Raw genomic sequence first — 13,515 nt, 5'->3', positions numbered from 1 at the left:
CCCGGTGGGCGGTGCTGGCCGCCGCCGCGGTGCTGGTGGTGGTCGGTTCCACCTGGGGTGTCGGGGTGTTCGGGGAGCTGAGCGGGGGCGGTTTCGACGACCCGGCCAGCGAGTCCAGCCGCACGGCGCAGCGGGTCACCGCCGAACTCGGCCGACAGGGCGCCGACGTGATCGTGCTCTGGTCCAGCGACACCGCGACCGTCGACCAGCCGGCCTTCCGTGATCCGGTCACCGGCACCGTGGCCGCGCTGCGCCAGCGCCCCGAGGTCGCCGCCGTGACCACCTGGTACGACGCGTCCGCCCCGGCGCTGGTGTCCACCGACCGCAGGGCCACGTACGCGGTGGTGCAGCTCACCGGCGCCGACGAGGACGCCCGCTCCGCGCAGTTCACCGCGCTGCGTCCCGCGCTGGACGCCCCGGGCCTGCGGACCGAGGTGGGTGGCCTGGTCGGGTTCCAGGAGGCGGCCACGGCCCAGAGCACCGAGGACGTCACCCGCGCCGAGTTGTTCTCCATGCCGGTGCTGCTGGTGCTGCTCGTGCTGATCTTCGGCGGGCTGGTCGCGGCCGGCACCCCGCTGCTCGTCGGCGGGCTGGCCATCCTCGGCGCCTTTGTCGCGGTACGCCTGGTCAACCTGTTCACCGATGTGTCGATCTTCGCGATCAACGCGATCACCCTGATCGGCCTCGGTATGGCCGTGGACTACGCGCTCTTCATGGTCAGCCGGTTCCGGGAGGAGGTGTCGGCCGGCCACGACACGGCCGAGGCGATCCGCCGCACCATGCTCACCGCCGGCCGGACCGTCTTCGTCTCCGGGCTCACCGTCGCGCTCGCCATGGCCAGCCTGCTGATCTTCCCGCAGGCGTTCCTGCGGTCGATGGGCCTCGGCGGGATGGCCGCCGTCCTGGTCGCCATGCTGGCGGCGCTGACCGTGCTGCCGGCCCTGCTGGCGGTGCTCGGCCCGCGGATCGACGCGGTGCGCGTACCGCTGCCGTGGCGGCGGGGGACAGGGGCCGGTGGGCCGGCGCCGGCCGCCGACGGCGGGGCCTGGGCCCGGATCGCCCGGAGCGTGATGCGCCGGCCGGTGCGCTACCTGATCGGGGTGGCGGTGCTGCTGGCGGTCCTGGCGACGCCGTTCCTGCGGATCTCCTTCGGCGGGGTCGACGAGCGGGTGCTGCCGGCGGACGCCGCGCCCCGGGTGGTCGCCGAGCGGATCGCCGACGACTTCCCCGGCGGCACCGTGGCCCCGATCGACGTGCTGGTCTCCGGGCTCTCCGCCGAGGCGGTACGCCCCTTCGCCGACCGGGTCGCGGCGGTGCCCGGGGTGACCGGGGTGCGGGTCGCGGCGAGCGCGGGGGAGTCGACCCTGCTCGCGGTGAGCTACCGGGGTGAGCCGACCGGGAACGAGGCTCGGGACGTGGTCCGCGAGCTGCGCGACCTGCCCGCCCCGACCGGGGCGCAGGTGCTGGTCGGTGGGCGGCCCGCCGCCGACGTGGACCTGCTGGCCACGCTCGGCGAGCGGCTGCCCTGGATGGCGCTGCTGATGGCCGGGGCGATCCTGCTGCTGCTCTTCCTCGCCTTCGGTTCACTGGTGCTGCCGGTCAAGGCGGTGCTGATGAACCTGCTGTCGATCGGCGCCTCGTTCGGTGTGGTGGTCTGGATCTTCCAGGACGGTCACCTGGCCGACCTGCTCGGCTTCACCCCCACCGGCCTCGTCGAGCCGAGCAACCTGATCCTGATGCTCGCCGTGCTCTTCGGGCTGGCCACCGACTACGAGGTCTTCCTGCTCTCCCGGGTGCGCGAGGAGTGGGACCGCACCGGCGACAACACCGCCTCGGTGGCCGTCGGGCTGCAACGCACCGGCCGGATCATCACCGCCGCCGCGCTGCTGCTGATCATCGTGGTGGCCGGTTTCGCCACCGGCGGGATGCTCAACGTCAAACTGATCGGCGTCGGCATGATCGTGGCGATCGTGGTCGACGCGACCCTGGTCCGGGCCCTGCTGGTGCCGGCCACCATGCGCCTGCTCGGCCGCTGGAACTGGTGGGCGCCCGCCCCGTTGGCCCGCTTCTACGCCCGCTACGGGCTGCGCGAGTCCGACGAGCCCGCGCCGGCCGCGCCGGAAAGCCGGCATCCCGTGTACACCGGATAACGGCTGTTCGGGTGTCCATGCCCCGTCACCCTGACGGCCCGCCGCGCCACCATGTCTGGCGGTATGCGGATCAGTCCGGCGTGGCGGTCCGTGGATCAGGGCCGCTCGGGCTCCGGGCGGCGGGGCGGGTCCAGGTGATGAAGCGGGTGAAGTACGCGGCCGGGTCGACGCGGACGTCGAACTTCGTAGCGTCGGCGATCGCGTCGTGCATGAGCAGGCACAGGTAGATGGCCAGCGCCGGGCGGTCGTGGGCGTACTCGTGGCGTAGCCACAGTTTCGCCGGTGAACAGGGCCAGGGTGCGGCGCAGGCCCGGCAGCGCCAGGTGGGCCGGACCGGCACGTGCCGGCGGAGCGCGGCGGGCGACGCGTGCCCGGTCATCGGGCCGGGCCGGTGGGGCGGCGCAGTGCCGAGACCCGGACCAGCGCGGTGCGGGGTTGTCCGCCCCGGGCCTCGGTGCCGTCGGGACGGAGTTCGACTCCGGTGACTTCGACCCACTCCAGGGCGGGATGGTCGAGGCCGGCGACCGGTTCGGTGATGCGCAGCCGCAGCGGGCCGACGCCGTAGCAGTAGTCGGGTTCGGCGATGGTCACCTCGTCTCCCACGGTGGGATGATTGCGGGTGGTCACCGACGGCGTCCGTTCGCGCGGTACGCCCGCTCCCGGCTGGACGGACCGGCTCCGTTGGCCCGGTACGCGTCGGCGGGGCTGTTCCGGGGGCGTGGGCGGGCAGCGGCAGCGACGCCGGCGGTTGGCGTCCTCTCGGGTACGACCGACGTGTGGCGGTCCGGGCACGGCCAGCGCAGCCCGCACGTGCAGTAGCGACCCCAGCGGGACCAGTCGCGGCGGTGCCGTGGTGCCCAGGGCACCGGCTTGTTCTTCCTGCTCATCACCGTTCCTCTCGCGCGGCTGTTCACACTCTGCTGTGGACGCGACTACTGTCGGAAGGTGGCGCGGGGCCTCGGTGACGGTTGTGCCGGCAGGCCGGGGCGCGGTGATGGCCGCTGGTGATCCGTGGACGGGTTGTGGTGGGGGTGTGGTGGGCAGCGGACCGATGTCGACGCTGGAGTTCCTCGGCGCGGAGCTGCGGCGGGCACGCAGGGACGTGGGCTGAGCCAGGAGGACCTGGCCCAGCGGATCAGCTACTCGTCGTCGCTGGTGGGGATGGTGGAGATCGGCCACCGCACCCCGTCACAGGACTTCATCACCCGGGTCGACGCGGTGCTGGAGGCAGGCGGTCTCTTCGAGCGGCTACTGAACCTGGTCCGCGCCGACGCCGCCCCACCGTGGCTGCGGGAGTGGATCAGCGTCGAGCGGGAGGCGACCCTGATCCGCTGGTTCGAACCGTCGCTGATCCCAGGCCTGCTCCAGACCGAGGCCTACGCGCGAGCGGTGCTCCGAGGCGGACGGATGTTAAGTCACAGCGAGGCTGAACAGCGGATTACCTCTCGGCTGGAGCGGCAGTCCATCCTCTCCAGGGAGAATCCGCCGGAGATCGTGACAGTGATTGACGAGACGGCGCTGCGACGACCGCTCGGAGAACCGGCGCTCATGATCGAGCAGCTCGAACACCTGCTCGGGTTGGCCGAGCAGCCGCACGTGAACATGCACGTCGTGCCAAGAGAGGCCGGCATGCACGCAGGGCTCGCGGGACCCTTCATCCTGGCTCGGACGCCCGACGGCGGGGAGGTGGCGCACCTCGATAATGCCCTTCGCGCGCACGTTACGGATCATCCGGATGACGTTGATAGCCTTCAACGCAGGTGGGAGAGCCTGCGGGGTGAGGCGTTGCCTCGCCGGGCCTCGCAGGAGCTGATACGGGAGCTGGCAAAGTCATGGACCTGACCGGTGCGGTCTGGCGCAAGTCGACCCGCAGCGACAACGGCGGTTCCACCTGTGTGGAGGTGGCGACCAATCTCCGCGACGTGGTGGGGGTGCGGGACAGCAAGGACCGGCAGGGGCCGTCGCTGGGCTTCGCGCCTGCCGACTGGGCCGGTTTCGTGCGAGCGGTCCGTTCGGGGCGCTTCGCCGACCGCTGGTAGCCGCGAACCGTGCCGGCCCGACCCGGCCACCGCAGAACGCGAAGAGTTATCGCAATCCTTCGTTAGTTCTTGTGATCCACTGTGTTCATGATGCTTAGTCAAGGTCGGCAGCCATGACCTCTGTGCACAGACCTCTCGATCGGCGCGGCTTCCTGCGCCGTTCGGTGGGGACCTCGGCGGCCCTGGCCGCCCTTCCCGTCGCCGGCGAGTGGCTGGCCGCCGCCCCCGCTACCGCCGCCCCGACCACGGCAGCCACCACCAAGGCCGGGCAGGTGCCGCCGCCGCCCCACTACCCGGGCCGCCCCTTCGTGGACGACTACGCCACGAACATCAACGCCAACCTGACCCCGCAGACGAACGCGGCGGTGCGGATCCTCGCCGGCTTCGAGCAGCTCTGGACCACCGGCCTCTCCTGGGACAACGGGGTGCCCCGCAGCCCGGAGGTGCTGCGCGCCAACATCCGCTACGTGGTGCAGCGGACGAGCGAGCGTACCGAGGCCGAGGCGAAGCAGGCGTTCATCTTCGACCGGCAGCACCAGAGCTACAGCGCGATCCGGGGCCTCGGCCCGTTGGCCGAGCCGTACCTGGCCGGATCCCTCGCCGTCACCGGGATCACCTCCGCGCCGGACGGCGTCCCGGCGGCCCGGATCAACGACACCGTGCCTGCGGGCGCCCCGGCCGGGTCGGCGCTCGGCGCCGGCTCCACCGCCTCGGCGTTGGGCAAGGTCGTCGAGTTGGTGAACGCGGTCCGCGGCAACTTCACCTCCAGCAACCCGAGCAAGGCCGCCTACCGGTACCCGCGTCCGTGGCGGCTCAGCGACGACAACCGGGTGGTCCCGACCGGCGGTATCCCGGTGCTCGGGGTGCCGGTCTACGACGCCGACACCGTCGTCGTCCCGCAGCTGCTCCGCCAGCGCTCCGAGACCCCGGCCGACGACGGCGGCTTCCCGAGCGGCCACGCCAACGCCGCCTGGCTGGCCGCCCTCGCCTTCGCCTACGCGATCCCGGAGCGGTTCCAGGAACTGCTGGCCCGCGCCAGCGACGTCTCGGACAGCCGGATCAGCGCCGGTATGCACTCCCCGGTCGACGTGATCGGCGGGCGGATCCTGGCCACCGCGCTGGCCGCCGCCGTCCTCAACAACCCCGCCACCGCCGAGCTGAAGGCCGCCGCCCGCCGCCAGGCCGTGGAGTACCTCCAGGCCCGCACCAACGCCACCGACCTCTTCGCGTACGCCCACTCGGCGGGCCCCGACACCGACCCGTACGCGGACCGGGCGGCCAACCTGGCGCGGCTGACGCCCCGGTTGACGTACGTGCTCACCCGGACCGGCGAGGACACCCCGCTGGACGTGCCGAAGGGCGCCGAGGTGCTGCTGGAGACCCGGCTGCCCTACCTGGACGCCGAGCAGCGCCGCGCGGTGCTGGCCAGCACCGCGCTGCCCGGCGGTTACCCGCTGCTGGACGGGCCGGAGCAGTGGGGCCGGCTGAACCTGTTCGCCGCCGCCGACGGGTACGGCTCGCTGCGGGGAACCGTGACGGTCACGATGGACGCCGCCGCCGGTGGTTTCCACGCCGCCGACACCTGGCGCAACGACATCGACGGTGCTGGCACGCTGGTCAAGAACGGCACCGGCGCGCTGACCCTGACCGGCCGGAACAGCTTCACCGGCGGCACTCGCCTGCTGGCCGGCACCCTGGTGGCCGCCTCGGCCAGGGCACTCGGCCAGGGGCCGGTCGAGCTGCGCGGTGGCACCCTGCGGCTGGACCGGGCCGCCGGGGAGCTGCGGGTCGACGGCGACTACGGCCAGGTGGACGGAGCCGCGCTGGCGGTGAACCTGCGCGACAACGGTGGGCCGGCGTTGACGGTGACGCGGCGGGCGACCCTCGGTGCCGGCGCCGAGCTGGTGCTCGCCCTCGACCCGGAGCGCCCGCCGGCACCCGGTGTGGTGGTACCGGTGCTGCGGGCCCGGCAGGTCAACGGGCGGTTCGGCACGGTCACCCTCACCGGCGTCGACGGCTACCGGGCCCAGCTGGTGCAGACCAAGACCGCCGTCTCGGTCCGCATCCTCAGGAACAGCTGACCCCGGCAGATCCATGCCCCGGCTCGGACCGTGTCCGGGCCGGGGCATTCCGTTGGTTCTGGGCGCAGGATGTTGCCGGCATCGGCAGATCGCCCGGTGTCGTGGGGCGCGCTACCGGGCTGCCGCCTCGACCGAGCAGGTGACGAAGGCGCGAACCATGCCAGGAGCTGCCCGGCTGCCGGGCCGGTACGACGGCGTGCCACCCCGGCGAGCCGGGTGCCCCGACCACCGGGGGCACCCGACTCACCCATCGGTGAAACGAGCGCCGACCGCGACGCACAGGCGGTGCGACGCGGGTCCGGTCGGGACTGCGGGACTAGGCTGGTCGGGAGCAGGACGTCCCGCCGAGGGGGTGCGCCCGGATGGCCCAGTTCCCGCACGCCGGAAGTTCGCGCCGGGACGCCCCCACCACAGCGCGCCGTGCGCCGATCGACGAGTCCGACACCGAGGGCTGAGGCTCCCATCGGGCGTGCAGCGGGCGCGGGGCAGAATGGCCCGGTGACCACTCCCCGAGATCTCGTCCTGCTCGGTTCCACCGGTTCGATCGGCACCCAGGCCATCGACATCGTGCGGCGCAACCCGGACCGGTTCCGGGTGGTGGCGCTCGGCGCCGGGGGCGGCAACGTCGCGCTGCTCGCCGCGCAGGCCCTGGAGCTGGGCGTGGAGGCGGTCGCGGTGGCGAAGTCCACCGTCGCGCAGGACCTGCAACTCGCCTTCTACGCCGAGGCCAGCCGGCGCGGCTGGGCGACCGGGGACTTCAAGCTGCCGAAGATCGTCGCCGGCCCGGACGCGATGACCGAGCTGGCGCAGTGGCCCTGCGACATCGTGCTCAACGGGGTGGTGGGGTCGCTCGGGCTCGCGCCGACGCTGGCCGCGCTGCGCGCCGGGCGTACCCTCGCCCTGGCCAACAAGGAGTCCCTGGTGGCCGGCGGCCACCTGGTGAGGGCCGCGGTGACGCGGCCGGGGCAGATCGTGCCGGTCGACTCCGAGCACTCGGCCCTCGCGCAGTGCCTGCGCAGCGGGACGCGGGGCGAGGTGCGTCGGCTGATCGTCACCGCCAGCGGTGGGCCGTTCCGGGGGCGGCGTCGCGACGAGCTGACCGGGGTCACCCCCGAACAGGCGTTGGCCCACCCCACCTGGAACATGGGCCCGGTCGTCACGATCAACTCCGCCACGATGGTCAACAAGGCGCTGGAGGTGATCGAGGCGCACGAGCTGTACGACGTGCCGTACGCCGACATCACCGTCATGATCCACCCGACCTCGGTGATCCACTCGATGGTCGAGTTCGCCGACGGGTCCACCATCGCCCAGGCCAGCCCGCCGGACATGCGGTTGCCGATCGCGCTCGCGCTCGGCTGGCCGGACCGGGTGCCCGACGCCGCCCCCGCCGTCGACTGGACGACGGCGCACACCTGGGAGTTCGCGCCACTCGACGACGAGGCGTTCCCGGCGGTCGCCCTGGCCAAGGCGGCCGGCGCGACCGGGCGCTGCCGCCCGGCGGTCTACAACGCGGCGAACGAGGAGTGCGTCGCGGCGTTCGTCGCCGGCCGGCTGCCGTTCCTCGGCATCGTCGACACCCTCGAACGGGTACTGGAGGCGGCTCCCGATTTCGGCGAACCGGGTACCGTCGAGGACGTGCTCGCGGCGGAGTCGTGGGCGCGCGCGCACGCCCAGGAGATCATCTCGGGGTCGGGGAAGGGAGCCTGATGCTGTACCTGCTCGGGGTGGTGGTGATCGCCCTGGGGATTCTCATCTCGGTGAGCCTGCACGAGGCCGGTCACATGCTGACCGCCAAGGCGTTCGGGATGAAGGTCACCCGCTACTTCGTCGGCTTCGGCCCGACCATCTGGTCCTTCCGTCGGGGCGAGACGGAGTACGGCCTCAAGGCCATCCCGCTCGGTGGCTTCTGCAAGATCGTTGGCATGACGCCGCAGGACGACGACGTCGAGCCGGCCGACGAGCACCGGGTGATGTGGCGCTATCCGGTGTGGAAGCGGACGATCGTGATGTCCGCCGGCTCGCTCACCCACTTCGCGCTGGCCGCGATCGCGATCTGGCTGGCGGCGATGTTCATGGGGATGCCGAACAAGGCCCTGCCCACCCCGCTGCCGGCGTACGTCAAGGTCGTCGACTGCGTCATCCCCGCCAACGTGGCGCGCGAGTGTGCCCCCGGTGACCCGGTCAGTCCCGCCAAGCAGGCCGGGCTCCGCGACGACGACAAGATCGTCGCGGTGAACGGCGTCCCGGTCGCCGACTACAACGCCCTGGTCAAGACCGTCCGCGAGCTGCCCCCGGGCCAGCCGGCGACGATCCGCTACGAGCGCGACGGCGCGCCCGCCGAGGTCCGGACCACCCTGACCGCGGTGCAGCGCGCGCCGCTGGACGACCCGAAGGGCGCCCCGGTCACCGTCTCCGCTCTCGGCGTGGCCGGCCCGGCCCTGCCGCCGGGTGTCCCGGCCACCGTCACCTACGGCCCGATCGAGGCGATCCCGGCCACCGGTGGCTACATCAAGGACCTGGCCGTCGGCACGTTCGAGGCGATGAAGCGGATCCCGGAGAAGGTCCCCGCGCTCTGGGAGGCCGTCACCGGCGGCGAGCGGGACAAGGACACCCCGATCAGCGTGGTCGGCGCCAGCCGGATCGGCGGCGAGGCGCTGGAGAACGGTGTCTGGCAGATGCTCGTCCTGCTCTTCATCAGCCTGAACTTCTTCGTCGGCGTGTTCAACCTGCTGCCGCTGCTGCCCCTGGACGGCGGCCACATCGCGATCGCCTGGTTCGAACGCGTCCGCTCCTGGCTGTACGGCCTGATCGGCCGCGCCGACCCGGGCCGGGTCGACTACATGAAGCTCATGCCGCTCACGTACGCGGTGATCCTGGTCGGTGGGGCCTTCACGCTGCTCACCGCCACCGCGGACATCATCAACCCGATCACGCTCTTCTCAAGGTGAGTGCCTGAAGTGACCGCTGTCAGTCTCGGTATGCCCGCCGTACCGCCCCCGCCGCTCGCGCCACGCCGGGCCAGCCGCCAGATCATGGTCGGCTCGGTGCCGGTCGGTGGGGGTGCGCCGGTGTCGGTGCAGTCGATGACGACCACCCTCACCTCCGACGTCAACGCGACCCTCCAGCAGATCGCCGAGCTGACCGCGTCCGGCTGCCAGATCGTCCGGGTCGCCGTGCCGAGCCAGGACGACGTGGAGGCGCTGCCGGCGATCGCGCGCAAGTCGCAGATCCCGGTGATCGCCGACATCCACTTCCAGCCCAGGTACGTCTTCGCCGCCATCGACGCCGGCTGCGCGGCCGTCCGGGTGAACCCGGGCAACATCCGCCAGTTCGACGACAAGGTCAAGGAGATCGCGAAGGCGGCCGGCGACGCGGGCGTGCCGATCCGGATCGGGGTCAACGCCGGTTCGCTGGACAAGCGGTTGCTCGCCAAGTACGGCAAGGCCACCGCCGAGGCGCTGGTCGAGTCGGCGCTGTGGGAGTGCTCGCTGTTCGAGGAGCACGGCTTCCGGGACATCAAGATCTCGGTCAAGCACAACGACCCGGTGGTGATGATCCGGGCGTACCGGCAGCTCGCCGAGAAGTGCGACTACCCGCTGCACCTGGGCGTGACCGAGGCCGGCCCGGCGTTCCAGGGCACCATCAAGTCGGCGGTCGCCTTCGGGGCGCTGCTGGCCGAGGGGATCGGCGACACGATCCGGGTCTCGCTGTCCGCCCCGCCGGTGGAGGAGATCAAGGTCGGCAATCAGATCCTGGAGTCGCTGGGCCTGCGCGAACGCGGCCTGGAGATCGTCTCCTGCCCGTCCTGTGGGCGGGCCCAGGTGGACGTCTACAAGCTCGCCGAGGAGGTCACCGCCGGCCTGGAGGGGCTGCCGGTGCCACTGCGGGTGGCCGTGATGGGTTGCGTGGTGAACGGACCGGGCGAGGCCCGGGAGGCCGACCTCGGGGTCGCCTCCGGCAACGGCAAGGGGCAGATCTTCGTCAGGGGCCAGGTCATCAAGACGGTGCCCGAGGGGCAGATCGTCGAGACGTTGATCGAGGAGGCGCTCCGCCTCGCCGACGAGATGGGCGCGGAACTCCCCGAGGAGCTGCGCGGCCTGCTCCCGGGGGCGACCGTCACCGTCCACTGACCGTCTGCGCGCTGCGGCTCGGGGCGCGCGAGAAAGAGTGGCTGTTCCGCGAGGAACAGCCACTCTTTCGCTGTTTCTGCCGTGTCGAGGGTGTGGACGAGGCCGGGCCGGGAAAACGCTCTTCCTGACCCGCTCGGTCGGCCTGTCGGTGGCCCAGGTCGGCCTCGGTCTCACCGTCACCGCGCTGGTCGGCCTGGTGGCCAGCACCCCGATGGGCTACCTCGCCGACCGGCACGGTCCGCGAGGCATGCAGATCGGCGCGCTGCTCGCCTCCGCCGCGTGCACCGCCGCCCTGGTGGCCGTCCGGTCGTTCGCCACCTTCCTGGTGGTCGGGGTGCTGATGGCCGTGGCCGACGCCGCCAGCAGAGGTGCCCGGGGCGCGTTGATCGCCGGTGCTGTCCCTGCCGACCAGCGGGTCCGCACCCGGGCGTACCTGCGGGCGGTCACCAACGTCGGGATCTCCGTCGGCGCCGTGATCGCCGGCGTCGGGCTCGCGGCCGACACCCGGACCGGGTACGTCGTGCTGATCCTGCTCGACTGCGCCACGTACCTGCTCGCGGCGGCGATCCTGCTCCGGCTGGCGCCGTTGCCGCCGATGCCGGCCCCCGCCCACGGGCCACGGCTGATCGCCCTGCGGGACCGCTCGTTCCTCGCCTTCACCGTCCTCGACGGGCTGATGTCGATGCACTTCGGACTGCTCAACATCGCCCTGCCGCTCTGGATCGCCCTGCACACCACCGCGCCGCGCTGGATCATCTCGGCCTGCATGCTGGTCAACACGGTGATCGTGGTGCTCTTCCAGGTCCGCGCCTCACGCGGCACCGGGGAGCTGGCCGGGGCCGGGCGGGCCGCCCGGCGGGCCGGCGTGGTCATCGCGGTGGCCTGCGCCCTCTTCGCCGCCAGCGGCGGCGCGCCCACCCCGGTGGCGGTGGCGCTGCTGCTGGCCGGCTCGCTGATGCACGTCCTGGGCGAGCTGTGGCACGCCGCAGCCGGGTGGGGCATCTCGTTCGGCCTCGCTCCGGCCCATGCCCAAGGCCAGTACCAGGGGGCGCACGGGATGGGCATGCAGCTCGGCGGGATGGTCGCGCCGGTGGTGATCACCAGCCTCGCGGTCGGCTGGGGGATGCCGGGCTGGCTGCTGCTGGGCGGGTTGTTCCTGCTGCTGGGGGCGCTGGTACCCCCGGTGGTGAAGTGGGCCGCCCGGAGCCGGCCGGCGGAGGTCGCGCCGGAGCCGGCGGCCGTCTGAACCGCTCGGCCGCGCGTTCCCGCCCCATCTGGCAGGCTGGTAGCCGTGCTGACGATGCCGGTACGAACGCTGGGGGAGTCGGAGCGCCGGGCGGTCGAGCGGCTGCTCGACCTCGACCCGATCGCGGGCGCGCAGGTCGCCGAGCGGGTCGCCGCCCGCGGCCTGGCCTGGTGGCGCGCCGAGGGGCGGGTGCTCGGGTACGGGTCACGCCGCCACCTGGAGTCGATCTGCTGGCTGGGCGGCAACCTCACCCCGGTGCTCGCCACCGAGCCGGCAGTGGCCGCCTTCGCCGAGCAGCTCGCCACCGAGGAGCGGATCTGCTCGTCGATCGTCGGGCGGGCCGACGCGGTGCTCGGGCTCTGGGGCCGGCTCTCGGCCTACTGGGGGCCGGCCCGCGACGTCCGACCGAACCAGCCGCTGCTGGTCACCGACGCGCCGCCCGAGGTGCCCGCCGACTCTGAGGTACGCCGGGTGCGCGGTGGGGAGGTGGACCTGATCTTCCCGGCGGCGGTCGCCATGTACACCGAGGAGGTCGGCGTGTCGCCGCTGGCCGAGGACGGCGGGCGGGCCTACCGGCGGCGGGTGACCGACCTGGTCCGTTCCGGTCGGGCGTACGCGCGCCTCGTCGACGGCCAGGTGGTGTTCAAGGCCGAGCTGGCGGTGGTGACCCGGCAGACCGCCCAGGTCCAGGGGGTCTGGGTGGCGCCGGAGTGGCGCGGTCGGGGGATCGCCACGTCGGCCATGGCCGCGGTGGTGCGCGACGCCCTCCGGCGGGTCGCCCCGACGGTGAGCCTCTACGTCAACGACTTCAACCTGCCGGCCCGCCGGGTCTACGAGCGTTGCGGATTCCGAGCGGTCGGCACCCTGGCCACCGTGTTGTTCTGACCCGGCGGCGTTGTAGGCGCCCGAGGAGGTGCCGATGCCGGCGCGGTACGCGGCGCCCGTCCGATGGCGTCGGGCAGGCGACCCGCGCCGGCCGACCGTGAGGTCGACGCCGCGTTCCCGCTGCTGCTGGCCGATCCCGCCGCCGGTTCGGCCCTCCGGTCGCGATGGGCCGGCGACTTCGTCGACCTGAACGTCCCTGATCCCGGGGCGGCCTGACGCCGGTCGGGTCCGCCGGTATGGCGGGGATCACGGGTCCGCCGATCTTCCGGACCGACCGCCCGGCGTTAGGCTGGACCTGTTTTTATACTGACCGGTCAGTTCAAGGATGTCGGATGATGATTGTCGAGGCGCACGGGCTGGGGCTACGCACCCGCCGGGGCTGGGTGTTCCGGGGCGTCGACCTGACCGCCGAGGCGGGCGAACTGCACGCGGTCACCGGGCCGCCCGGGAGCGGGCGTACCTCGCTGCTGCTCGCGCTCGCCGGTCGGTTCAGGTGCAACGCCGGCAGCCTGCGCGTCCACGGCCCGGCCGCGCTCGGTCAGGTCGCCGGAGTGCACGAGCCCGACCCCACGCTCACCGTCGCCGAGCACATCGAGGAACGACTGCTGCTGCTCGGGCCGGTGCCACGCCGCCGCCGGCAACTGGTGCCGGTCGCCGCCCTCCGTACCCGTCGGGCGTACCGGCAAAACGCCCTGGCGACCGCGCTCTCCGGCGCCGGGTTCACCGGTGACGTACCGCTGGATCCGAACCTGCGCGGCCGGGACCTCACCCCGGTGCAGCGGCAGGTCCTCGGTCTGGTGCTGGCCACCCTGTGCGGGCCCAGCCTGATCGTCGCCGACGACGTGGACGCCGGCACGGACGCCGGCGAGCGGGACTGGCTCTGGGCCGCCCTGGCCCGCCTCGCCGACCAGGGGTACGCCGTCATCGCCAGCGCCCGCGCCGTCGAACCCGGCACCCGGGCGATCGTGCACCGCCTCGGCG

The 13,515-nt window shown here is 72.9% G+C and carries 14 protein-coding genes; 12 read left to right on the top strand and 2 right to left on the bottom strand.

The genetic code is table 11. The annotated features are described in order from the left end of the window. The coding region (locus tag E1165_RS23945) for an MMPL family transporter (protein WP_132393999.1) at positions 1 to 2,150 on the top strand (2,150 nt) is incomplete at its 5' end. 70 nt (positions 2,151 to 2,220) lie between these two features. On the opposite strand, the gene E1165_RS23940 is transcribed toward E1165_RS23945, so the two are convergent. Further along, positions 2,221 to 2,529: a hypothetical protein gene (locus E1165_RS23940; RefSeq protein WP_132393998.1), complete on the bottom strand. Its 309-nt coding sequence runs from the start codon at positions 2,527 to 2,529 to the stop codon at positions 2,221 to 2,223. After that, on the bottom strand, positions 2,526 to 2,777 hold the full coding sequence (locus E1165_RS23935) for a hypothetical protein (RefSeq protein ID WP_132393997.1): 252 nt from the start codon (positions 2,775 to 2,777) through the stop codon (positions 2,526 to 2,528). The genes E1165_RS23940 and E1165_RS23935 overlap by 4 nt, the downstream gene beginning before the upstream one ends. 334 nt (positions 2,778 to 3,111) lie before the next feature. Between E1165_RS23935 and E1165_RS30145 the strand changes: the two genes are divergently transcribed. The 11 genes from E1165_RS30145 to E1165_RS23890 all read left to right on the top strand — a co-directional run. Further along, complete coding sequence (locus E1165_RS30145; protein WP_243704962.1) at positions 3,112 to 3,261, top strand: hypothetical protein; 150 nt, start codon at positions 3,112 to 3,114, stop codon at positions 3,259 to 3,261. Between the two features lie 44 nt (positions 3,262 to 3,305). After that, positions 3,306 to 3,992 (top strand): DUF5753 domain-containing protein, encoded by a 687-nt coding sequence (locus tag E1165_RS23930; protein WP_371687393.1) that lies wholly within the window; start codon positions 3,306 to 3,308, stop codon positions 3,990 to 3,992. Then, positions 3,983 to 4,189 carry a DUF397 domain-containing protein gene (locus E1165_RS23925; RefSeq protein ID WP_132393996.1) on the top strand — a complete coding sequence of 69 codons (207 nt, stop codon included), beginning with the start codon at positions 3,983 to 3,985 and terminating at the stop codon, positions 4,187 to 4,189. The genes E1165_RS23930 and E1165_RS23925 overlap by 10 nt, the downstream gene beginning before the upstream one ends. A gap of 113 nt (positions 4,190 to 4,302) precedes the next feature. Then, positions 4,303 to 6,270 carry a phosphatase PAP2 family protein gene (locus E1165_RS23920; protein WP_132393995.1) on the top strand — a complete coding sequence of 656 codons (1,968 nt, stop codon included), beginning with the start codon at positions 4,303 to 4,305 and terminating at the stop codon, positions 6,268 to 6,270. Between the two features lie 498 nt (positions 6,271 to 6,768). Continuing rightward, positions 6,769 to 7,980, top strand: coding sequence for a 1-deoxy-D-xylulose-5-phosphate reductoisomerase (gene dxr, locus E1165_RS23915; protein WP_132393994.1), 1,212 nt, complete (start codon positions 6,769 to 6,771; stop codon positions 7,978 to 7,980). Next, a complete protein-coding gene (locus E1165_RS23910; protein WP_132393993.1) occupies positions 7,980 to 9,221 on the top strand; it encodes an RIP metalloprotease in 1,242 nt (413 codons plus the stop codon). The genes dxr and E1165_RS23910 overlap by 1 nt, the downstream gene beginning before the upstream one ends. A gap of 9 nt (positions 9,222 to 9,230) precedes the next feature. Beyond that, positions 9,231 to 10,403, top strand: coding sequence for a flavodoxin-dependent (E)-4-hydroxy-3-methylbut-2-enyl-diphosphate synthase (ispG, locus tag E1165_RS23905; protein WP_132393992.1), 1,173 nt, complete (start codon positions 9,231 to 9,233; stop codon positions 10,401 to 10,403). Between the two features lie 37 nt (positions 10,404 to 10,440). Beyond that, on the top strand, positions 10,441 to 11,649 hold the full coding sequence (locus tag E1165_RS23900) for an MFS transporter (protein ID WP_132393991.1): 1,209 nt from the start codon (positions 10,441 to 10,443) through the stop codon (positions 11,647 to 11,649). Positions 11,650 to 11,694: 45 nt separating this feature from the next. Beyond that, positions 11,695 to 12,534, top strand: a complete 840-nt coding sequence (locus tag E1165_RS23895; RefSeq protein ID WP_132393990.1) for a DUF4081 domain-containing GNAT family N-acetyltransferase — start codon at positions 11,695 to 11,697, stop codon at positions 12,532 to 12,534. A 63-nt stretch (positions 12,535 to 12,597) separates the two neighbouring features. Next, positions 12,598 to 12,750, top strand: a complete 153-nt coding sequence (locus E1165_RS29195; RefSeq protein ID WP_165945311.1) for a hypothetical protein — start codon at positions 12,598 to 12,600, stop codon at positions 12,748 to 12,750. A gap of 116 nt (positions 12,751 to 12,866) precedes the next feature. Beyond that, on the top strand, positions 12,867 to 13,515 hold a 649-nt coding region (locus E1165_RS23890), incomplete at its 3' end, for an ATP-binding cassette domain-containing protein (RefSeq protein ID WP_132393989.1).

Origin of the sequence: Micromonospora sp. KC723 (assembly GCF_004348595.1) — a bacterium.
Lineage (GTDB): Bacteria > Actinomycetota > Actinomycetes > Mycobacteriales > Micromonosporaceae > Micromonospora.
Note: the sequence above shows the minus strand (reverse complement) of the source record. Positions and strands in the feature narration are given on the sequence as shown.